Origin of the sequence: Hymenobacter sp. BT491 (assembly GCF_014349165.1) — a bacterium.
GTDB lineage: Bacteria > Bacteroidota > Bacteroidia > Cytophagales > Hymenobacteraceae > Hymenobacter > Hymenobacter jejuensis.
In genome coordinates, this window is sequence record NZ_JACSJJ010000002.1 from 508008 (window position 1) to 530903 (window position 22896).

At 53.7% G+C, this 22896-nt stretch carries 17 protein-coding genes; 8 read left to right on the forward strand and 9 right to left on the reverse strand.

Annotated features, from left to right (window positions below; genetic code table 11):
- Positions 1-67: 67 nt before the first annotated feature.
- The gene (locus tag H9I52_RS07970; RefSeq protein WP_187453431.1) at positions 68-2491 is read left to right on the forward strand and encodes an endonuclease MutS2; all 2424 of its coding nucleotides are present in this window, start codon (positions 68-70) and stop codon (positions 2489-2491) included.
- A 189-nt stretch (positions 2492-2680) separates the two neighbouring features.
- Here H9I52_RS07970 and murB read toward each other — a convergent pair whose 3' ends face one another.
- Positions 2681-3715 carry a UDP-N-acetylmuramate dehydrogenase gene (gene murB / locus H9I52_RS07975; protein WP_187453432.1) on the reverse strand — a complete coding sequence of 345 codons (1035 nt, stop codon included), beginning with the start codon at positions 3713-3715 and terminating at the stop codon, positions 2681-2683.
- Between the two features lie 149 nt (positions 3716-3864).
- Between murB and H9I52_RS07980 the strand changes: the two genes are divergently transcribed.
- Positions 3865-5061, forward strand: coding sequence for an acyltransferase family protein (locus H9I52_RS07980; protein WP_187453433.1), 1197 nt, complete (start codon positions 3865-3867; stop codon positions 5059-5061).
- Between the two features lie 112 nt (positions 5062-5173).
- Here the strand turns inward: H9I52_RS07980 and H9I52_RS07985 are convergent, their stop codons facing one another.
- Positions 5174-6598, reverse strand: coding sequence for a sugar MFS transporter (locus H9I52_RS07985; RefSeq protein WP_187453434.1), 1425 nt, complete (start codon positions 6596-6598; stop codon positions 5174-5176).
- A 167-nt stretch (positions 6599-6765) separates the two neighbouring features.
- Between H9I52_RS07985 and H9I52_RS07990 the strand changes: the two genes are divergently transcribed.
- Positions 6766-7947, forward strand: a complete 1182-nt coding sequence (locus tag H9I52_RS07990) for a class I SAM-dependent RNA methyltransferase (protein ID WP_187453435.1) — start codon at positions 6766-6768, stop codon at positions 7945-7947.
- A 95-nt stretch (positions 7948-8042) separates the two neighbouring features.
- Here the strand turns inward: H9I52_RS07990 and H9I52_RS07995 are convergent, their stop codons facing one another.
- On the reverse strand, positions 8043-8390 hold the full coding sequence (locus H9I52_RS07995) for a four-helix bundle copper-binding protein (RefSeq protein WP_187453436.1): 348 nt from the start codon (positions 8388-8390) through the stop codon (positions 8043-8045).
- Between the two features lie 159 nt (positions 8391-8549).
- Here H9I52_RS07995 and recQ point away from each other — a divergent pair, with 159 nt between their 5' ends.
- The 3 genes from recQ to H9I52_RS08010 all read left to right on the forward strand — a co-directional run bounded on the left by recQ (position 8550) and on the right by H9I52_RS08010 (position 12745).
- Positions 8550-10772, forward strand: a complete 2223-nt coding sequence (gene recQ / locus H9I52_RS08000; RefSeq protein ID WP_187453437.1) for a DNA helicase RecQ — start codon at positions 8550-8552, stop codon at positions 10770-10772.
- 254 nt (positions 10773-11026) lie between these two features.
- Complete coding sequence (locus H9I52_RS08005) at positions 11027-11833, forward strand: XRE family transcriptional regulator (protein ID WP_187453438.1); 807 nt, start codon at positions 11027-11029, stop codon at positions 11831-11833.
- Positions 11834-12025: 192 nt separating this feature from the next.
- Positions 12026-12745: a pirin family protein gene (locus H9I52_RS08010; RefSeq protein WP_139516859.1), complete on the forward strand. Its 720-nt coding sequence runs from the start codon at positions 12026-12028 to the stop codon at positions 12743-12745.
- A 102-nt stretch (positions 12746-12847) separates the two neighbouring features.
- On the opposite strand, the gene H9I52_RS08015 is transcribed toward H9I52_RS08010, so the two are convergent.
- The 5 genes from H9I52_RS08015 to H9I52_RS08035 form a co-directional block, all read right to left on the reverse strand.
- A complete protein-coding gene (locus H9I52_RS08015; RefSeq protein ID WP_222940434.1) occupies positions 12848-15235 on the reverse strand; it encodes a glycosyl hydrolase family 95 catalytic domain-containing protein in 2388 nt (795 codons plus the stop codon).
- Between the two features lie 81 nt (positions 15236-15316).
- A complete protein-coding gene (locus H9I52_RS08020; RefSeq protein ID WP_222940435.1) occupies positions 15317-16372 on the reverse strand; it encodes a glycosyl hydrolase in 1056 nt (351 codons plus the stop codon).
- Positions 16362-17702, reverse strand: coding sequence for a rhamnogalacturonan acetylesterase (locus H9I52_RS08025; RefSeq protein ID WP_187453440.1), 1341 nt, complete (start codon positions 17700-17702; stop codon positions 16362-16364). The genes H9I52_RS08020 and H9I52_RS08025 overlap by 11 nt, the downstream gene beginning before the upstream one ends.
- Positions 17703-17927: 225 nt before the next feature.
- Positions 17928-19781 carry a M2 family metallopeptidase gene (locus tag H9I52_RS08030; protein ID WP_187453441.1) on the reverse strand — a complete coding sequence of 618 codons (1854 nt, stop codon included), beginning with the start codon at positions 19779-19781 and terminating at the stop codon, positions 17928-17930.
- Between the two features lie 209 nt (positions 19782-19990).
- On the reverse strand, positions 19991-20932 hold the full coding sequence (locus tag H9I52_RS08035; RefSeq protein ID WP_187453442.1) for a zinc-dependent peptidase: 942 nt from the start codon (positions 20930-20932) through the stop codon (positions 19991-19993).
- 417 nt (positions 20933-21349) lie between these two features.
- Between H9I52_RS08035 and H9I52_RS08040 the strand changes: the two genes are divergently transcribed.
- The gene (locus tag H9I52_RS08040) at positions 21350-21586 is read left to right on the forward strand and encodes a hypothetical protein (protein ID WP_139516864.1); all 237 of its coding nucleotides are present in this window, start codon (positions 21350-21352) and stop codon (positions 21584-21586) included.
- Between the two features lie 386 nt (positions 21587-21972).
- Entirely contained in the window at positions 21973-22410 is a 438-nt protein-coding gene (locus tag H9I52_RS08045) for a hypothetical protein (protein ID WP_187453443.1), read from the forward strand.
- A gap of 194 nt (positions 22411-22604) precedes the next feature.
- Here the strand turns inward: H9I52_RS08045 and H9I52_RS22830 are convergent, their stop codons facing one another.
- Positions 22605-22820, reverse strand: a complete 216-nt coding sequence (locus tag H9I52_RS22830; protein ID WP_222940436.1) for a hypothetical protein — start codon at positions 22818-22820, stop codon at positions 22605-22607.
- Positions 22821-22896: the final 76 nt, after the last annotated feature.

The following is a 22896-nucleotide window of genomic DNA, read 5'->3' on the forward strand; positions in this document are numbered from 1 at the left end:
AATCTTTATCGCTGCTAGCTGTGTTTACCATAGCAGTCTTTTCTACATCCTGAATTCCGATTTCTCTTTGATTCTTCCAAATAACTTCGAGCAGAAAATAGGCTTCGCGCAGCTGCGTGAAATGCTGGAGTCGTTGTGCCTGAGTGCATTAGGCCGCCACTTTGTGGGCAAAATGCAGTTTCAGACCAAGCACGACCAACTGCTGAAACTTCTGCAGCAAACCGACGAATTCCGCGCCCTGCTTCATTCTGGCGCCGATTTTCCGAGTCAACATTACCACGATGTGCATCCACATCTGGTGCGCGCCTCCATTCCGGGGGCTTACCTCGACGTGCCTGCGTTTTTCGCGGTGAAAATGTCGTTGCGCACCATTCGGCAAGCCCTGACTTTTTTTACCCAAGCAGAAGAAAGCCTGTACCCAACCTTGCGCCTGCTGGGCATTGGCGTGCAAGTCGACCGTAACCTGCTAGCGGCGCTCGATAAAGTGGTGGACGATGAAGGCCAGGTACGCGACAACGCTTCGCCCTTGCTTATGCATTTGCGTCAGGAACTCATTAACCGTCAGGGGCTTCTGCGTAAACAGATTGCCGGCATTCTGCGCCATGCTAAGTCGGAAGGGTGGGTGCCGGAAGGTGCCGAACCCACGATTCGGGGCGGGCGGTTGGTGCTGCCCGTCATTGCGGAGCATAAGCGCCGGGTGAAAGGCCTGATTCACGACGAATCGGCTTCGGGGCAAACGGTGTTTATCGAGCCGGAAGCGGTTTTTGAGCTAAACAACGACATCAAGGACCTCGAAAATGCTTACCAGCGCGAGCTGATCCGCATTCTTACTTCCCTGACCGACCAGCTGCGTCCGCACATTCCGGATTTGCGGAAAGCCTATCAGTACCTGGGGTTGCTGGATTTTATTAGGGCCAAGGCGCAGCTAGCCAGGCAGTTGGAAGCCACGTTGCCTGCGCTGAACCCAAAGCCGTTGGTACGCTGGAAAACGGTGCGCCATCCGCTGCTCTACCTCACGTTCAAAGAGCACCACAAAGAAAATCCGCGTGAAGTGGTCCCGCTCGACATAGAGCTCAACCACGAGCAGCGCTTGCTTCTGATCTCAGGACCGAATGCCGGCGGTAAGTCGGTGTCGATGAAGACGGTAGGATTGGTGCAGTACATGCTGCAGTGCGGCCTGCTCATTCCGGCCGGCGACGGCTCTGAAGCTGGGATCTTTGAGGATATTTTCTTGGATATTGGCGACGAGCAAAGCCTTGAGAATGACCTCAGTACGTATTCGTCGCACTTGCTGAACATGAAGCAGTTTCTGCTGTTTGCCGGCAAGCGCAGCCTCGTGCTGATCGACGAATTTGGAACCGGCACCGAGCCCATGCTGGGCGGTGCCATTGCCGAAGCGGTGCTGGATCAGTTGAACCGCGCTCGCGCATTTGGCGTGATCACGACGCACTACACCAACCTCAAAAACTACGCGGAGCGTACGCCGGGCATTGTCAACGGTGCCATGCGCTACGATCCGGAGCAGTTGCAGCCGCTCTACCGCTTGGAAATCGGGAAGCCGGGCTCGTCGTTTGCCATTGAAATTGCTCGAAAAATCGGGCTGCCTAAGCAAATTGTGGAGCGCGCCACCCAACTCGTTGGTAAGGATAAAATCCGGTACGACAGGCTGTTGGAGGGCTTGGAAAAGGAAAAAACCGACCTGGAACAGCGCACGGCGGAAGCGGCCAAGCAGGAGCGGCGCATGAAAAAAGCGGCGCAGGAATATCAGGATCTGAAAAAATACCTCGACGAAACCACGCTCGACGTGCTGCGCGACGCCAAGGCGAAAGCCAAGTTGCTGCTCAAGGACACGAACCAGCAAATAGAAGCCACGATTCAGGAAATAAAGACTTCGCAGGCGGATAAAGAGCAAACCAAACAGGCACGCCAGAAGCTGGACGATTTCGTGCGTAAGGAGTTGCAGATTGAGCCGCCCAAGCCCAAGGCCCATCGTGAAGTAGCTGATCCTAACACACTTAAGATCGGCGACAAAGTTGCGCTGATTGGCCAGGAAGGTTACGGCGAAATTATGAGTCTAAAGGGCAAATCGGCTGAGGTATCGTTCGGCGGCATGAAAACGCTGGTGAAAGTTGGCCAGCTCGAAAAGGTGAGCCGCTCCGAAATTCGCGAACGCGAGAAGCAAATGGCCCGCACAGCACCAGCCACTTACGCTGGATCCGGGTTTGATATGACGGGCCGAATGTCGGGCTTCAACACCACGCTCGACCTGCGCGGCGAGCGGGCCGAAGACGCGTTACAGAAAATAATGTCCTACATCGACGACGCCGTCATGCTGGGCATTCCGGAAATCAAGTTTCTGCACGGTCGCGGCAACGGCGTACTCCGCCAGGTGGTGCGCGATTATTTGCGCTCGGTGCGCTCCGTGGCCAGCGTCGCCGACGAGCACGCCGACCGCGGCGGCGATGGTGCTACGGTAGCAGTTTTAAAGTAAAGTGTATTGCAAACATCTGATTATTAGATGGTTGTAAGACTTTTCTTTATCTTGAGCAACGCGAAGGACCTTATCACGGCACAAGAACTTGTTCTGCTGTGATAAGGTCCTTCGCGTTGCTCAAGATGACAGATGCAAAGGAGTAGAGTGAAAGAAACAGGGGTGGGAGCCTGCAAGGCGCCGCTACGGCTACATGATATTCACTTCGGGGTGCAGCTCGATGCCGAATTTTTCACGGACTGAAGTAATGATTTCTTGGGCTAAGCTCTGAATGTCAGCGCCTTGCGCGCCGCCGTGGTTTACGAGTACCAATGCTTGCTTGTCGTGGACGCCGTGGGGGCCGCGGCGCTGACCTTTCCAGCCGCACTGCTCGATGAGCCAAGCCGCGGGCACTTTCACACCTCCGGGCACGGGATAACCCGGCAAGTCGGCGTATTGCGCTTTGAGTTCGTCGTATTTGTGCTGCGAGATTTCGGGGTTCTTGAAAAAGCTGCCTGCGTTGCCAATTTCGGCCGGGTCAGGCAGTTTGCTTCTACGAATCTGGATAACGGCTTCGCTCACATGCTGCGGCGTTGGCTCGCCTTCGATTCCCATATCGGCCAAGGTCGTGCCGATGGCGCCGTAGCTGATGTTGACGCGGTGCTTGCGGTGCAGCCGGAGCAGCACGCTGGTGACAATGTACTGGTCTTTGAGCGGCCCTTTGAACACGCTTTCGCGGTAACCAAAGCCACATTCCGCTCGGGTAAACGTGCGCAAGTGCCCGGTGCTGGTTTCGAGCGCTTCGAGGCTCTCAAAGGTGTCTTTTAACTCCGCTCCGTAGGCTCCAATATTTTGGAGCGGCGCAGCGCCAACTGTGCCTGGAATCAGAGAGAGATTTTCGATTCCGCTAAGATTCTGATCCAGAGCGTATTGCACCAGGGCGTGCCACGACTCGCCAGCACCGGCACGGACCAAAGCTGTATCGCTGGCCTCGTCGGAAGACAACGTTTCTAAACCCCGAATCTCGTTTCGGAGTACTACACCATCGAAGTCCTTGGTAAACAGTAAGTTACTGCCGCCGCCTAGCACCAGCTTTGCGGCTTGCTGAACTTCGGGCAATGCCAACAGTGCCCGTAATTCATCGGTGCTGGCAAAGCGCGCAAACAAGCGTGCTTTCACATCGATGCCGAACGTGTTATAGGTGCGTAGCGAAACGTTGTGTTCAAGAAGAGGAGCCGAAGTCATGCGGAAGGCGGGAAGTGATTTCTTGGCAAAGGTAGCCGTTTCGTATTCCCGCTTTTGACGCTTCGAGAAGTAATTGGATTGCGTCTCGTTCTAATGTAAGAAGCATTGTACTCGTATCTTTGAGGTAATTTACCTTCAACGAAGCCCTAATGGCCGAGCATTCTTTACTGCTTACTTCGATAGATGCCTCATCTTCTGCTGGGCTTGTCAAGCCTCCTAAAGCGCAGAAAGTATATTTCGACAACCTCGATCTGTTACGTGTTGTGGCTTTCGGAATGGTGTTTTTGGCGCACAGCGAGTTGGGCAAGACGCTGGGCCATTTCAGCAGCAATTCTTTCTATATCCGAGTTATCAACTTGCTGTCGGATGGCGGATCGGGCGTATCTTTTTTCTTCGTGCTAAGCGGGTATCTGATTACGTATCTGCTGCTACAAGAGCGGGAAGCAACCGGGCGGATTCACTTGAGTAACTTCTACGTCCGGCGCACCTTGCGAATTTGGCCTCTGTATTTCGCTGTGCTGCTCTTCGGCTTTTTCGTGTACCCAGCCTTCAAAGGCGTCATTGGCATCACTACTGACATAGCACACCGGGCACCTTTCTATTTTACCTTTCTGAGTAATTTCGATTCAATTTATCTGGCTCACAATCATTTGCAGGCACTCTCCGTGGCGATGATCGGGATTACCTGGTCGGTAGCCATTGAAGAACAATTTTACCTGGTGTGGCCGCTGCTGTTTTTGGTGGTGCCCAAACGGTATTACCAGGCAATTTTTTACGGAGTGATACTCTGCTCATTGGTTTTTCGCTATCTGCACCGCACGGATGGCGACACCCTTTATTTCCATACGCTATCAGTAATGTCGGATTTGGCAATGGGCGGTTTGTTTGCCTACCACTGCCGTTTTAATCCGCGGTTTGTTGGCTTTTTCCAGAACCTGCCCAAACTGGTGATCGGGTTGGCATACCTGCTCGGTTTCGCGTTGCTGTTGTACCGCGATGATCTGTACCCCGGCACTTCTGCGGCCGTGGTTGCGCGCTTGGTGAGTACCTTGTTTTTTGCTTTTATCATAACGGAGCAGAACTTCGCAGGGCATTCACCATCAAAGCTGTCCCGCCTCACTACGCTTTCCCGGTTAGGCAAGTATACCTACGGCCTGTATTTGCTGCATCCCATCGCCATCCAAGTGACAATTCTCTTGTTTCGGGGCGCGCATCTGTCTCGTGAGAGCGTGGGAGGGGGCTTTAGCTACGCCGGTATTGCTCTGGCTATATCTTTGATAATGAGCTATATAAGTTATCGGTATTTTGAGGCTTATTTCCTGCGCCTCAAGCATAAGTTCTCTTAAGCGTTAATCACCAAGCAAAGCGTACCCAGCAAAAAGTCCGGCATACTGCCGGACTTTTTGCTGGGTAGAGGGAGCGAAAATACCCCAACCTAATTTTCTGGAAGAGGCTTGCTTACCGCACCCGGTAGCCGCGCAACGCGTAAAACAACAAATAAGTATAGCACAGGGCCGGCACCACAAAGGCTACCCGTAGCCCTCCGCCGTGCGTGGCGATGAAGCCCATAAGCGGAGGAATGATGGCTCCGCCCACAATTGCCATGATCAGGTAGGACGAGCCCTGTTTGGTGAATGAGCCGAGGCCTGTAATCGCCAGTGGAAAAATTACGGGCCACATGATGGAGTTGCACAAGCCGCAGAGCACCACCAACCACAAAGCAGTTTCACCGTGGCTCAGGATCGAAGCAACTACCAGCATCACGCCGGCGGCGCACACTGCCACTAATAAGGCTCGGTTGTGAAAGCGCAGCAGCAGCGGAATGCCCACCAGTCGGCCCACTAAGGAGCCAAACCAGTACGAGGAAACCAGCACCGCGCCCACTGCCTTGGTAAAACCAGCCGACGTATCGAGGGCGTCGGCGTGGCGGCCAAATAGCACCAAGGCGTAGTTGGTTGCCACGTTCAGGCTGCGGACGAGGGTTTGGGTAAACGAGCTAAGTTGTTGAATGCCTTGCGATTCGCCGTAGCGGATCAGGAAGGAGCCCAAGCCTACTTCCACTCCTACGTACACGAAAATGGCCACGATGCCCAACACAAGGTGCGGAAATGCCAGCGCACTTTGCCGGGCGGCCGTCTGTGATTGGCCGTTGGCGGCAAGGTCGGCTGCTTGGGGTTCATCTTCGGCAGGCAGGCTTTCAATTTCGGGTAATTTCAAGACGAAAAACACGCCCGCCAGCACCGCCAAAAACGCAGCCAAGCCGAGATAGGGGGCTTTTACCAGTTGCGATTCTTCGGCCAGTCGTTGGGCCACGGGCAGAGCTGCCAAACGCGCTTTCAGCGCTACCGAGCCACCGAACAATAAAATTCCGCCCACCAAGGGTGATAAAGCGCCACCGAAGTTGTTGGCCACACCTACAATGCTCACCCGCGCCGCCGCGCTACGCGCAGCGCCCAGCACCGACACATAGGGGTTGGCTGCAACTTGCAGTAGGGTGATACCAGCTCCGAGCACGCCTAGCGCCGTCAGAAACAGCCCGAACGTGCGCGAATTGGCCGCCGGCACAAACAGCAGCGCACCGCCCGCCATTACCAGCAAGCCCACCACGATACCGCGCTGGTAACCAAGGCGTTTCAAAACGTAACCTGCTGGCAGCGACATCAGGAAATACGCCCCGAAAAAAGCCGACTGCACCAACGACGACTGTAAATCGGTGAGCTGACACACGTCCTTGAGGTAGGGCATGAGCACGTCGTTGAAGTTCGTGACGGCCCCAAACAGGAAGAACAGCGACGTCATGGCGGCCATGGGCAGCGCAAAGCTGCGCTTGGTTTCGGGGCCGGTAGCCGCAATCGGGGAGGAAGAGGTGGTGGGAACGGCCATGCAGGCGAAGTTTTGGAGAGGAAAAGCAAAAGCGAGGCCTTAAAGATAGAAAAACCGCTTGGGCTGTTGCGTTTACTTTCGCCTGATGCTGCGCGGCGTAAAAGCACGCGTTGCATTCCTGCGCATTTGCCGACCTTTGTGCCTTCTCCTCACATTTGCCGCTTTTTATGGCTGATAACCGCCGCGACGCTCCGTTTTTTATGACTGCCACCACCCAGTTTGGGCTGGAAGAGGTGTTGGCTGATGAGTTGCGCCAGCTCGGCGCCAAAATCGAGAAGATGGGCAGCCGGGCCGTGGAGTTTACCGGCAACAAGCAATTACTCTACGAAGCGACCCTGTGGTGCCGCACCGCCATGCGCATACTCAAGCCCTTCGCCGACTTCTACGCCCGCGACGAGCGGGCACTGTATCGGGAAGTTGGTAAAATTGATTGGAGTAAGTATATAGCTGAAAATCAGACCTTTGCTATTACGGCCGTTGTCAATAAATCCAGCTTCGAGCACTCGCTATTTGTAGCGCAATTGGCCAAGGACGCCATCGTCGACCAGTTCCGCGATCGTACGGGCCGCCGCCCAAGCGTCGACGTCAACCGTCCCGACATCCGGTTGCACCTGCACATGCTCGAAAACGAAGTGGTGCTGTCGTTGGATGCGGCGGGCGAATCGTTGCACCGGCGCGGCTACCGTCAGCAAACCAACGCCGCGCCGCTCAACGAAGTATTGGCCGCCGGGCTATTGCTGCTGTCGGGTTGGGACGGTAAGAAAACGCTTGTCGATCCGATGTGCGGCTCCGCTACGCTCCTGACCGAGGCCGCGCTCATCGCCCAGCGCATTGCGCCTGGTTTGTATCACCAAGGCAAATTCGGCTTCGAAAATTGGGCCGACTTCGACGCTTCGCTCTGGGAAACCATTCGGCTCGACGCCCGAAATGCCCGCCTCGAAGAGCCCCAAGCCGACATCGCCGGCTCCGACATCTCCCGCGAGTTCATCGAACTGGCGCGGCAAAACGTGGAAGCTGCTGATTTAGAGGATTATATCCGGCTTGGTGTGCGCGATGTCAAGGAAGCCAAAGCTCCCAAAGGCGAACCCGGTATCGTGATGATGAACCCGCCGTATGGCGAACGCATCGGGGCGGAGCAAGAAATGGCCGGGCTCTACAAAACCATCGGCGATACGCTCAAAACGAACTTTCAGGGCTACGACGCCTACATTTTTACCGGCAACCTGGAGGCGGCCAAAAGCGTGGGCCTGCGCACCTCCCGCCGTGTGCCGCTCTACAACGGACCAATTGAATGCCGGCTGTTGAAGTACGAGCTTTACCAAGGCACGCGCAAGCCAAAGATTGTCTGATAGTGTTCGGCTAGCTACTTTAACCCCTTCCAGTTATTCTTTGCTACGCTCTGAATAACTGGAAGTGGATTTGTAAGTATGTGATAATCAGAATGTTATGCTTGGTAGCTTTTGCAGGCTGCCACGCAGGCACGACATGCTTCAGCGCATCTCTGGCAATGATCATGCTTGTGTTGTCCGCATTCGTCGGCGCACTTCTGGCAGATCTCGATGCATTCTTTCAACACATGTTGGGCGTGGTCGGAACTGCGGGCAATAAAGGCGGCCGTCAGCCGACACATATCGGCACAGTCTCGATCGAGACGGATGCAGGGCACCATCATCTGGATGTCGTCTTCGTGCAGGCACGCGTCGGCACACATTTCGCAGGCGGCGATGCAGCGACTCAAGGCGTCTAAGACGGTTTGACTAGCTTGGTTCGAAGTAGAAGCAGGTTGGTTCATTGGGGCTTAGTAGAAAAGTGAACAAAAAGATTTGCTCTTTTTTACGTGGCTTTTGTCGGCGGCGATGGTGTAGAATTGCGCCGAGAATGTGCACGATTTCCGCGCTTTAGTGGTTCAATTAATCTTTCAACTCCCCCCGATTAGCCGTATTTTTACCGAATGCTATTTGCCCCCGAAACCTTCGAACCTACCGTTGATTCCGCCCGCCGCGTCCTGAAGCAATACTACGGCTACGACGCGTTTCGGCCTATGCAGCAGGATATTATCGAGTCTATCCTGGCGGGGCGCGATACGGTGGTGCTCATGCCAACGGGCGGCGGCAAATCGGTGTGTTTTCAGGTGCCGGCTGTCATCAGCGAAGGAACGTGCGTGGTCGTGTCGCCGCTGATCGCCTTGATGAAAGACCAGGTGGAAGCCCTAAAAGGCAACGGCATCTCGGCTGCTTACATCAACAGCAGCGTAGGCCAGAGCGAGCAAAACAGCATTGCCGGCGATTGCATGAATGGCCACCTGAAGCTGCTGTACGTGAGCCCCGAAAAGCTGCTGTCGTCGGGTTTTTTGCAGTTTCTTAAGCGTCTCAAAGTCAGCATGTTCGCCATCGACGAAGCGCACTGCATTTCGTCGTGGGGCCACGATTTCCGGCCCGAGTACACGCAGCTGCGCGTCCTGCGCGAGCAGTTTCCGCAGGTGCCCATCATTGCCCTCACCGCTACCGCCGACCGTCTTACGCAGCGCGACATTCAGCAACAACTGCGTTTGAACGAGCCGCAGGTCTTTCTCTCTTCCTTCGACCGCCCCAACCTCAACCTGATCGTGCGCCCCGGCCAAGACCGGATCGGCGGCATCTTGGAGTTTCTGGATCGACATCCGGGCGAGGCGGGCATTATTTATTGTCTGTCGCGCAAGCAGTGCGAAACCATCTCGCAAAAGCTGCTGGCCAAAGGCATCCGGGCCGGCCACTATCACGCCGGCATGACGCCCAACCAGCGCGGCGCGGTGCAGGAAGCTTTCTTACGCGATGATATCCAGGTAATTGTGGCTACGATTGCCTTTGGCATGGGCATCGACAAGAGCAATGTGCGCTGGGTAATTCACTACAACTTGCCCAAAAATATAGAAGGGTATTACCAGGAAATCGGTCGTGCCGGCCGCGACGGGGCTCCGGCCACGGCGCTGATGTTCTACAACTTCGGCGACGTAATGAGCCTGCGCGACATGCTCACCAAAGAGAATCCGCATCTCACCCAACTCAACCTCACGAAGCTGGAGCGAATGCAGCAGTTTGCAGAAGCGGCTTCGTGCCGCCGCAAAATTCTGCTTAACTACTTCGGCGAAACCCTGGGCCAGGACTGCGGCAACTGCGATATCTGCCGCAATCCACCTACCACCTTTGATGGTACTTTGCTGGCACAGAAGGCGTTATCGGCCGTAGCCCGAATGCGCGAACGAGCCAGCATTGGCTTGCTCATCGACGTGCTGCGCGGCATGCGCAACCAAGCGGTGCTCTCCGGCGGCTACGACCAGATCAAGACCTACGGTGCCGGTGCCGACCTGCCTTATCTGGATTGGTATAGCTACATCCACCAGATGCTCAACGATGGCCTGTTGTATATTGCTTACGAAGAAGGCTACTCGCTGAAAATCACAGAGTTAGGCAAGGAGGTGCTGCAAGGCCAGCGTCAGTTGCCGCTGAAGAAATTTCAGCCTGCTGAGAAGGCCGAAAAACCGACCCGCGCCAGCAAGAAAGCGGCCGCGGCAGCTGCTACGCCCACCGATGCTACGGCCGAGCTGTTTGGGCACCTGCGTGCCCTGCGCAAGCGCATTGCCGACGAGCAAAATGTGCCGCCCTACGTGGTATTTTCGGACACGACCTTGCAGGAAATGGCGCAGGAACGTCCCGTTACGCGCACCGCCATGCTGGCTATTTCGGGTGTGGGTATGAAGAAGTTCGAAACCTACGGCGAGGCATTTATCAAGGAAATTTTGGCGCGTGGCGGCAACCCCGCCGAATCTGAAACGCCTGCCGACTCCGCCGACCTGCCCGCGCCAAAGGCCCGCAAAGCGCGCACCGAAATCAACGATACGCAGGACACCACTTTCCAGCTACACCGCGCAGGTATGGGCGTCGACGACATTGCCGTCCAGCGCGGCCTAAGCCCCAGCACAATCCGGGCGCACCTCGAAAACCTGTACGCCAAAGGCTACCAGATTCGGCTGGAGGAATTCCTGAGCATGGACGATTTTGCCGAAATCCAGACGGCTGTGGGGCAGCTTGGCGGTTCGCCGCTGCTGCGCGATCTTTTCGATCACTTGCGCGAAAAGCACGATTACTTCAAGCTGCGATTGGCTCTGACATACCAAAAGCGGTTGCGCGGCGAGTAAAGCCTTGATTTTCAAAGGATAAAAGGCCCGATTGCTGTCAGTTTACTGGCGTGATCGGGCCTTTTCGGTTATGAAATACACCGTCCAAAATAGTTGACGAAAACGAATCTGAGGGCTGTTGAGGAACATATTGGCACGCCAAAAAAAATTAGCAAAACTTTCGGCTAATTGAATTAGTAAAGTAGGTGTGATGTTAGTAACTTCACGAGCCGTTAACCCTTTGCTATTGAAGTATTTCCCGGCTCCCCACCGCGATGATCAACACCAACCTTAAATTCTGGCGGCGCGAACTGAGCTTGACGCAGGCCCAGATGGCCGAAAAATTAGGCATCAAACGCTCCCTTGTGGGCGCATACGAGGAAGGCCGGGCAGAACCCAAGCTCACCACTCTCGTGAACATGGCACGTCTGTTTGGCATTAGCCTCGACGCGCTGGTTACTACCGACTTCAGCAAAAAATCGGTGGCCAAAGCTGCGTTACGCCAACTCGAGCCAGCTTCGGTAACACCTGGTCCGCCTACGCGCCCGGCCAATAACCTGCGCGTGCTGGCCCTGACAGTCGATAAAGAAGAAAACGAAAATATCGAGCTGGTACCGCTCAAGGCCAGCGCCGGTTACCTCAACGGGTACGCCGACCCTGAGTATTTGGAAGAACTGCCTAAGTTCCGTCTGCCAATGTTGGGGCAGGGCGGCACTTACCGCGCCTTCGAAATCTCCGGCGATTCGATGTTACCCATCGCCAGTGGTACCGTCATCGTGGGCCGTTACGTCGACGACTGGATGACCATTAAGGACGGGACGCCTTGCATCGTGGTGAGCGGGAAAGAAGGCATTGTGTTCAAGCGTATTTTCAACCGCCTGAAAGACAGCGCCGTACTCACGCTGCACTCCGACAACCCTGTATACTCGCCCTACGAAATCGACGTGGAGGATGTGGTGGAAATCTGGGAAGCCCGTGCTTACATCAGCAGCACATTCCCGATTGCCGATCTATCGTTGAGCCGCTTGGCTAGCATCGTACTGGATCTACAGCAGCAGATGTCGACGCTGAAAAAAGCGTAAGTAGTTCGTAGCCAGTGTATTACAGTGGGATGGCTTCCTCGTCATCTTGCGCGCAATATGTTGAAAAGCCCAAAAGTCCGGTTTCATAACTGGGCTTTTGGGCTTTTTTGATGCGCAATGACTGCTGCTTTTTAACTCCAATCAGCGGAGATGCGTATGCGAAGGGCAACGCCTGTTCTTAACATTCAAGCCATGCTCAAATACATTCCTGCTACCGATCGTTATCATGCTTCGCCCGTGGGTTGGCTCAGCAGCTACTTTCTATTCTCTTTCGCCGATTATTACGATCCGGGCAATATGCACTTCGGCCCGTTGCGGGTATTCAACGACGACACGGTGGCGCCCAAGTCGGGTTTTCCCCAGCATCCGCATTCCGAAATGGAAATCGTGACGCTGGTGCTGGAGGGCGAAGTAAGCCACGAGGATACGATGGGCAACAAAACTACCATCAAGAAAGGCGAAGTGCAGCGCATGACTGCCGGTACCGGCATCGCTCACTCCGAAATGAACCAGAAGGATGAGACGCTGCGCATCTACCAGCTGTGGTTTCTGCCCAATCAGAAAGGACTGGCACCTAGTTACGAGCAAAAAGACATCGATTTCCTGAGTAAGAAAAACGAGTTGGTTCCGCTCGTTACCGGCCAGAAAGTGTTGGAAGATGTGGTGTACATGAACTCCAACTCGGCCATATACTGGGCCAATCTGTCGGCCGACAAAACGGTCATGTTCAAGACGTTCCCGATTCGTAATACCTTCATTTACGTCAAGGAAGGCACTATTTACGTCAACGGCACCGAACTTGGCCCCAACGACCAAGCCCGCATGACCGATGAACACGTCGTGGAGATTCGCGCTGAGAAAGATGCACAACTCATCCTGATCGACTTGCCTGGAAACGAAGCGAACTACTAGTTCGCTTCAGACCCAACTTACAATAAAAAAGCCGGATGGACATCCGGCTTTTTTATTGTAAGTATTTGATAATGAAATATTTGTGATTTGTTGTATCAGCACTTATTTTACTACGATTTCATACGTCTGCCCGGCTTTTGTCGGGAAGGAAGTGAGGTACTGTGTTTCGGCGGGGACTTTTGCGGTCGTGGCCGTGGTTTGAGCTCTTTTCACTTGTATCGGCAGGTTGGTGCGCAAACGGCACAGGGCCCCCACTCGTGATGTAACCGAGGCTTTGGTCAGTTTGCCGTTTTCCCAGTAAATATCCATTACAAAACCACCGCGTGCTACGAGGCCTTTCACGTAGCCGGTTTGCCATTTGTTAGGCAATGCAGGAAGTAGTTGAATGTCAGATAATTGACTTTGTAGCAGCATTTCGGATATGCCCGCCGTGGCGCCAAAGTTGCCATCAATTTGGAAGGGCGGGTGCGTGTCGAAAAGGTTGATCAGCGTCGAGTTTTTCAGCAACTCCTGATACATTTTGTAGGCATGGTTGCCATCGAGCAGACGCGCCCAGAAGTTGATTTTCCAGGCTTTGCTCCACCCGGTGCCCTCGTCACCTCTGATTTCTAAGGTTTTGCGGCTGGCGGCAGCATACTTCGGGTCGAGTAGGGGCGAGATCTCCCGGCCCGGATGCAAGCCAAAGAGGTGCGACACGTGGCGATGATGCGGGTCTTCGTCCTCCCAGTCTCCGTACCACTCCTGTAAGTTGCCCTTGTGGCCAATGTGCAAGGGATAAAGCCTAGCTTTTTTCTCCTTCAACAGTTGCGCAAACTCCGGATCGACTCCTAGGATAGAATCGGCTTCGATGACGTTGGTGAACAGATCGCGGATGATGGACATGTCCATCGTGGAGGCAATCGTGACGACTTCCTTGCTGCCGTTGGGTAGCAGATAGCTGTTTTCTGGCGAAGTCGAAGGCACCGTAACCAGATAGCCGTCTTTTTCGACCAACCAATCGAGACAAAACTCGGCGGCGCCCTTCATCAAAGGGTACGCGGTTTCCTGCAAATATTTGCGGTCGCCTGTAAAGCGGTAGTGCTCATACAAATGCTGTGACAGCCAAGGACTTCCGAGCGACCAGTTGGCCCACTTTGGGTCGCCTACGCCGTCTCCTACAGGGTTGGTTTGGGCCCAGATGTCGGAGTTGTGGTGCACGGCCCAGCCACGGGCGTTGTAGTAATTTTTGGCGGTCGCAGTGCCATTGGCGGCCAAATGCTTAATGTGCTCAACAAGAGGTTGTTGCATCTCGTCGAGGTTGCACACCTCGGCGGGCCAGTAATTCATCTGAAGGTTAATGTTGGTCGTGTAATTGCTACGCCACGGCGGTCTAATCTGCTGATTCCAAATGCCTTGCAAATTGGCCGGTACGCCGCCGGGCCGGGAGCTAGAAATCAGTAGGTAACGACCAAACTGATAATACAGCATTTCCAGCGCCGGGTCGTCCTGCCCGTTCTTATAGCGTTGCAGGCGCTCATCCACGGGGAGATTAGGTGGCGTCGCGTTGTTCAGCGACAGCTCCACGCGGTCGAAGTACTGCTGATAATCCTTGATGTGGGCTTCGCGCAATTGCCTGAAATTTTTCTGCGAAGCGGCTGATAGATAGCGTGTTGTCAATAGGTTTTCATCTTTGCCATCCTTGTCGGGGCATTTGTCGAATCCGTTGAAGCTGGTCGCGCCCGATACCAAAATGAGCGCCTCGCTGGCCCCTGAAATGTGCAGAATGCTATCGGTGGCGATGTGGCCATCGGTGCTCACCACCTTGATGCGCGCCTGGTAGCGCATGCCGTTGCAGCTTATGCTGTCGGAGTAGAGGAAGGGTTTGGGAATGCGCCGCTCGTCGCCCCAGATGCGGGCTTTGCCTTTCAGTACCAGCTCGTCATGGCCTTCAATGGATTTCTGAAAGGCCAGTTGGTTGCGAGTGGATAAGCTGAAATTTAGGCTCTTGGCTTTGCTGGCTTTCAGCCGAATCACAATCACCTGATCGGGCGCTGAGGCAAAGTATTCCCGCGTGTATTCCACCTCGTTGGCCGTAAAACGCGTCGAAGCGGTGGCGTTGGAGATGTTCAGGTTGCGGTAATACTTGCTGACTTCGCCGTTCAAATCCTGCTTCAGAATAACATCGCCCAGGGGTTGGTAGGCATTGGTATTCGGACCCTGCATTTTGCGCATCAACTTGACTGCTTGGTCGTTGTGGCCCTCAAACAACAGCTTCCTGACTTCAGGTAGATACTTTGGCGCATCCGGATTGGGGTTGAGATTGGCCGGTCCGCCTGTCCAGAGGGTTTCTTCGTTGAGCTGAATCAACTCTTCCGCAACCCGACCAAAAATCATGGCGCCCAGTCGTCCGTTGCCGATGGGCAAGGCTTCCTCCCACACACTAGCAGGCTTGGTGTACCACAATTCCTGCTCGGTTTTTCGCTGAGAAAAACCCGGTACCGCTGCTAGCATAACCAACCAGAAAGCCAGATTTTTAATCATTGTATCTAATTGATAATGAGATGTTTATGACAAGGCATAAGCCTGCGTCATTTACTTGTTCCCGCCACGTTTGCTAGCTGCGCCGGTGGTAAGCTGCATATAGGTAGGTTGATTGCGGTCGCAGGTGAGCTTCCCGTTCAGGTAGTGCAGTTCCGTAACCTGAATCAGGCTGCGTTTGGTAGCAATGCCGGTGGCCGCCGAAGGAGCGCCTGGAATTCGGCCGGGATGCGTGAAGTAAAACAAATAAGCCCGATCGCCTTGCACCACCACATCGGGGTGGCCGCCAATGGCTTGGTCCTCAGCGCCTTTGCCGGGAAGCTCGACCAGCCGTTCTGGCTGAGGCTGCCAATGCAGCAAATCCGTGGAGCTGTACACGGCCATGCCCTGCCACTTGTCGATGATCATCCAGTAGCGCTCGTGCCAGCGGAAGACTTTGGGGCCTTCGCCGCGCTCTTTCAGGGCCAATCCTTTGTCCTGCCAGTGGTAGAGATCGGGGCTGTCGGCGTAATAAATGCTTTTGCCATCCTTCTCGTTGTTGTACCACATACGCCAAGTGCCATTAGGCAAACGAAATACGCTGGCGTCAATCACCTTCTCCGAAGACAGCGCCAACGTCGATTCGTACTTCCAGTTTAGCAAATCGGTGCTGGTCAGGTGCAGGATGGTGCGCGGGTGATTCCAATCGGTAAAAATGCCCGGCACGTAGGTCAAAAACATGTGGTAGAGGCCATTAGCCTCTACCACATCCGGCGCCCAGTGCGTGTATTGAGGTATGGGGCGATAGTTGATGTTAGCTGTGTCGCGGTAGCGCCAGGTAGCGCCGCCGTCGCCGGATTCGGCAATGCCGATGCGCGTGCCGTGCACCCACGTTACGCCCGTGGCCGTGGTGTCGGTGGCCCGGCGGTTGGTGTAAAACATAAACCATTTCTGCTCCCGCTTATTCCAGATCACCACCGGATCGGCGGCCCCGTCGAACACCGGATCGCGGTACAAAGGCTTGGGCGCGAGCTTGCCTGCCGATTTTGACTGAGCTTCTGCAAAAGCTGGCACCAGCCACAACAGTACCAATAGGCAACGAAGAAAATGCCGCATAGTGCTAGTTGCCATCGGGTTTCGTGACGGCACTGCGTGGACTTTCGATCCAGTGCCAGGCAGTCAGCGCGTCGGGTTTGGCGGGGTTGAAAGCAGGGGTGTCGTTGATAAGAAACTTGCTGATAGCAAGCCTGTTAGCTTTAATGCCTTCCACAATGCATTTCGCGATTTCGTATGCGCCGTAAGGGTTGAAATGCGTATTGTCGGCCAGGGGCTGGGGTTGGTTGGGGTACGAGTTGGCGGGGTAATGCACAAATGCTTTCTTCGACTCCTCCACGCCCATGGCTTCGTAAAGCGTTGTGGTCATGGCGTTTAGGTCGATAAGAGCAACCTGCTCTTCCTGCGCCACTTTGCGGGCCGCCTCAGGATAATCGCCGAGGCTGTTCACATTTTTGCCCGTGGCCTCGTCGAAATTGCGGCGGGCCGTGGAGGTCACGATCACCGGAATGCCGCCTTTCTTTTTGGCTTCGCTGACAAACAGCTTTAGCCGCTCGGTGTACGACTTAAAAGCGCCGTCGTTAACGCCCTTTTCTTTCTGGTCGTTGTGCCCAAACTCGATAAATAGGTAGTCGCCAGGCTTCATCACGCTCAGCACCTTCTCCAGGCGATGCGAACCCAGAAAGCTGCCCAGCGTCAGGCCCGATTCGGCGTGGTTGGCAATGGCTACACCAGGCTTGAAAAAGCGCGGAATCATCTGTCCCCAGGCCGCCCACGGCTCGTCATCCTGATTCACGACGGTGGAGTTGCCGGCCAGGAAAACCGTCACGACGTCTTTTGCCGGCGTGATTTCCAAGGCGTTAAGGCAAGTCGTGCCGTCAAATTCCAAGGTTAGCTTCTCGTCCCAATCCAGTTTGTTTAACTCCCGTGGCTTGAGGTATACAGTGCCGCCCGTCGAAATTTGGCGGCTTTTGACGTTGATGGTGAACGTGCGCGTCACGAACTTCCCGGACTCGGTGGAAATATTTTCCGCCAGTAGCCGCCGCGATTCGGCCTTCAGCATCGTCGCCGATTTGCCTTTCGCGTCGCCGAGCGTTACCGTGACGTTGTAGTTGCCTTCGGGCACCGCTACCGAAAAATAAAACGGCTTGTCGCTGGCCACAAAGCCGTCCTTCCCCGCATCTTTTCCGCCGCGTTCGACCGCCGAAACCGTAGTGCCAAAATCAAACCCGTATCCGGTTTCTTTGGCGTAAGTATTTGAGGGTAAAATCTTTGTGTAGCCAGTAGCTGTTTTCCCTGGACCAAAGTCAAACTTAAAGCCGGTTTTGGCTGATTGGGCGAACGTGCTGGCCTGGAAAGCTATGCCAAGGAGGCAAACTGGCAGAAAGACAGGGAGTTTCAATTTCATGTGGGAACGTTTGCCCGCTACTAGAGCGCTCAGCAGTATACTTTGGAAGCTTACGAAACTCAAGTAGCGCCGCATCGCTTAGCCCGCCGTCCTGTAGTCTGCTGGTTTGAGCAAGCTCCCCTTGCCTTCCCCACGGCCTATTTACGACAGTGGCCTCCCCAATCCGCGCTTTAAGCGTAGAACTGGGAAGGCCACTTTACGTGCTGAACAGCGTCGGTCGGAGAATTACATTGTGTATTTCCGGCCTTTGTTCTGCTGTTTCAGATACGTCATCAGCGGTTCGAAATACTCCACCATAGCGCGGGCAGAAAGGTCTTCGCCGGTTTTCTCTTTCAGCACCGCGCGCCAATCTTTGCTGGCACCGGGACGCATGATATCCCGCAGAAAATCACCGACTTCCTTATTGCCGTAGTAGTTGGTTGCGTGCGGGTCCTGGTGCAAAATCTGCTTGGCGATGTGGTCGTGCAGCTGAAATAGGATCACATAAGAGAGGGCGTAGTCATAGTACTGTGCCGGGTCGTCGTTGATGTGCGTTTTGGTAGCCGGATCGAGGTATTGCTCGCCGCGCGCCGTGGGCGGCACGATGCCCTGGTACTTCTTAGCCAGCTCCCACCACTTGGCATTGAGCTGGTCGGCGGGTAGGTTTTCGGCGTAAAAGCTGTTTTCCCACTCACTCATCACACCCGACGCAAACGGAATAAAAGCCGCATAGCTAAGTGCTTCTTTCAGAAGGGTTTGTGTTTGGTTGGTTTGCGTCTTGGGGTCGATGAGGTTGAGGCCTGTCAGGAAGGGTTTCTGCGTTGCGGCGAGGCCCATAAGGCTGCCCATGGCTTCGTGATAGGCGCGGTTAGCGCCGGCGCGCAGCAGCACGGGCACGTCGGGGTTGGTGTAGGTGAGGTAATAATAGATGTGGCCCAGCTCGTGGTGCGTCGTCTCGTACCACTCGGTGTTGGCCTCCACACTCATCAGGCTGCGCACGTCGTTGTTGAGGTCGATGTGCCAAGCCGAAGCGTGGTTATTCTTCTTATAGTTGGCCCCGGCCGGCAGCGGATACAGGCTCGACTTCTCCCAGAAGCTCGCCGGTAAGGCCTGAAAACCAAGGCTTTGGTAGAAGCGCTCGGCTTGCTTTACCTGCCACTCAGCGCCTTTCTTAGCCAGCACCGGATCAAGGTTCAGGCCTTTTACTTCCACCATCGAGCTCCAATCCTGGCCCCAACGGTTGGGCAGCCAGTGCGCGGGCAAATAATCGGGCACCTGCTTCACGCCATACTGCTTAGCTAGCTCGTAGCGTGCATACGTGTGCAATTCGCGGTAAAGCGGGCGCAATTCCTCGTTGATTTTGCGCACCAGCTGCATCATTTCCTCCCGGCTCATGCCGTAGTCGGAGGCTTGATAGGTGAAAAAGTCAGAGTAGCCAAGCGCCTGCACGGTTTGGTTGCGCAGGTCGCGCAGGTTTAGCAAGCCATCTTTCAGCGTGGGGCCGATGGCTTTGCTGGCTTCCCAGATCGCTTGGCGCTTCGCCGGATTTTTCTCCTTGCGCAGCAGATTGTCTAAGTCGTTGGTGGTAACCGATTTGCCGTTGTACTTATAGTCGAAGCCGTAAAGCTTTTCGGTTTGCTGCGTTTCGGCCTTGATGCGTTGCTTTACAACGCCCGCAATGGTCTGAGGACTGTTGGCAGCATTATACAAGGCTGCTTGCAACTGTTTGACTTGCAAGTTATTAAGCTGGTCTTTATGATCGAGGAGCTCACGCAGACGCTTGATATTTTCGGTGCTGCCAGCAAAAGCAGCGCTGGCTTCGTTGGCGCGGGCTGTAGCGGCGGAGTTGGTAGTGTCGCCGGCCACAATGTGGGTGTTGGAGCGCCATTCGGCTTCCGACGATTGCGTATACAACCGCTGATACGTAGCAGAATACTCGCGCAGAAAGGCATCGGCCTGCTGGCTCCAGTCAGGAGCTGCGGCGGGAGCGGGAGTTGTGGCGGGCGGAGTGCTGGCCGTGGTTTTGGCGGCCGGAGCGCACGACCAAAGCGTGGAGCCCAGTGCTGCCAGGGCGAATCCGGAGAGAAAGATTTTTTTCATGGGGTGGAATAAGTGCGTTGCCAACGAGCGCTGATCCTTTCTCGTTTGCGATCCCGAAAATAACTAACCCAACGGGAAGTACCTGTTTTGTTACCCCGAGACGGGCGAACGAAGTTTTTACTCCATGCTTAGCAAGAAAAGTATTAAAGTTTTTAGCGGAATTATTACCATACAAATGCTTGACAATCAAATATTTATATGGTAATGCCTTATGCCGCTTGTTGTTTTGCCAGATGACAGTCTTTGTATTTCTTGCCGCTGCCGCACGGGCACGGATCGTTGCGGCCAAACTTGCGTTTGGTACGCAGACTACGAATCCAGTCGCGTGGGTCGATGCTGAAGCGGAGGTAGCGTTTTTTGGGGTTTTGGCGCAGCGCACGCGTAAGCAGGTCGTATAGCTCCGGGTGATTTTCTTGCAATTTTTCCGGCTTCTCGAAGAAATATTCCATTACCACAGCAAAAAATTCGGCCTCGTTGGTGCCGCCGTAGGAATTGATATCCGATTTGCCCTCCCGAATAGCCTCAATCTCGCGCTGCATCACCTCGGCCCACGGCTTAAGCAGCTCGGGCGGAAGGGCCAGCTTCGGCACGCCATCGATTACGCCGTCGGCCTCGTCGAGCATGTGGGCAAACTCGTGGATGCCCACGTTCTGCTTATCCAACGTGTCTTTAAACCCTTGTTCCAAAGAGGCTTTCGACAGCCGCATATAGTGCTGATTCTGAAAATTTTGTACACTGCCTAACAGTGTGCCCTGCAAGGGCTTGACTTCCTTATCGGGGTCGTTTTCCAGCTTCCAGGCGTCCGGTACGATCAGCACCTCGCCGAGGTTGCCGTATTGCCAATCGCGAAAGCCAAAAATGGGGATAATGGCGGAAGCAGCTACCAAAATGCGGGTGACGTCGTCGACCTTGGTTTCGATGCCGGTAATGCGAGTTTCGGCCAAGAACACCTGCACTTGCTTTTCAAAACGCAGTTTGTCGTCCTTGGTTAGGGACAGATAGAAAGCCACGCGCTCAGCCAAAATCTGGCGCCAAGGTGCCGGGAAATCAGCCGCCAAAGCAGCTTTTCGCTGCCTCGATTCGCGAGTGACGTAGCGATAATAAAGCAAGATAACACCGGCAAAAACGGCCAGCCAGAACAGATAATTCATAAGGCGTGAAAGCAAAAACAGCATCCTTTACGCGTTTGAGCTATCTGCGGACGTTTTCTGCTGGCAATACTTTCTATTTGATTAAGCAACAAAACAGTGTTTCATGCTGGTCTTTTAGCACAGCATATAAATAGTAGGCTGGGCTAATAACCGTAAAGCGTGGCTGTAAACGCACGGTAAAACCTTATTACGGCAGCCTCAACAAAGTAGTACCCGGCGCTCAAGCCCCTAAATGAATATCAAATGAAGCAAGGGAATACCAACATTTTGAAAAGTAGTGCGTAAGGGAATTCTAGAACAACCCTGTCAAAGCAATCTTAGAATACATTTGTAAAAATGGCTTTGGCTGGTAATTAAATTTAATTTCTTTTATTTGCCCCTGTTATATAATCTTCAACTGCTTTAAGTCCCAAGCAAATGGCTGACGTTAATTTAAACAAGCTCCAGGAAATCATTACTAACGCGGAAAACAACGCGCAAACTATTTCTCTGATTCGCAAGAACATTGAAAAGGTCAATTCGCTGATGGCTGAGGTCAATGCAATGCTTGAGCCCGGCTTTAAGCCTGAGCAGAAAGAGCGTAAGCCACGCGCTCAGGGCTCGACTGGTACGGGCCGTCGTGGTCGTCCGAAGAAAAGCGAGTCAGCTCAGTAGTCACTCTGTTGAATAAAGAAAAACCCGCTCATCGAAAGATGAGCGGGTTTTTCTTTGCTATTACTTGCTTTTGTTCAGCATATCGGACTAAATAACTTTCAATTGTCCGCTGTCAGGAAAATTACGGTGTATGCAGTCTATCCGCTTTTGCGTGCTTAAATGTAGATAAAAAAGACTTGCAAACTATTTAATAATCAATTGATTGCTAGATAGTTACGATTTTGATTGTGTTTCTTGCAAAAATTGTGTCGCTATTAATTAGCCAGTTCGCTCAACTCCTAGCGAATTTGCCTCATAAAAATTATCTCATTATTTTTATCAACTAACTAAGCCTCATTGCGTCAATTGTTCTATTTAAGATCATCGTAGAATTTCTCCAAGGCACCTTGAAGACGTCATTTGAGGAATTTGCTGTACCCTATATTCAAGAACTGTCATTGCAAATTCTAGGGAACGAAATATCTATTCCTAACCAAATACCTTCGTTGATCGCAGATAAAGGCACTAACGCTATGCTCATGCAAGGCTTTTACTTTGTTCCGACTTGGTGTTTTCTATTTAAAAGCTCACATCCTGAGCCTAAACTGCGAATCCTCTCCTCGTCTATAAATAAGCGCCTGTTTCGTGCACCATGGTATATATTAGCGATCGAGTGGTTATCTAAATTTGGCATAAAGCTTTGGCATTCTGCCGCAAATCGTGGAGAGGATTTCTACGCTGTTTTAGGTCTGCTTCTGCTACTCACTGCAAAAGACCAACTACTTCCGATTGATTTATTAGTGGCTTCAATAGGTGCATTTTTGTATTCTGCTGGGCACAGGTGAAACCTGATAACAAATAGAAGGTTAAGCAAAGAATGGCAACAAACTGATTGCCTCTGTTAAATAAAATCTTGTTATACACAGTTTTACAGGGACTGGTTTGGGCTATCATGTTGATTTAGACACTACTAAAAATACACCTGCTTTATCATGAAAAAAGCCAGATAAACTGGCTTTTTAAAAGTGAGCAATGAGGTTTACAGTGCCTCCGCCCCCAGATGGTCGCGTAGGCGCTCCCGCAGCAGATCGAGAAGAATACGGTCGAGGAATTGAAACTTGTCGGGGATGCGCAGGCAAATGACTGGCTTGCCGGCTATCGCGGCGGCAAACTTTTCGCGTAGGCGGTCGGCGTGGCGCTTTTCCATCACGAAAATGACATCAGCCCAGCCCAAGTGCCCCGCCGTGACGCGCACACGGGCACCCGACTCGGTGCCCGCTGAGCGGGCTTCGTAGTACGGATGCCCGTCAAAGAGGCGTTCAGCGGTTAGA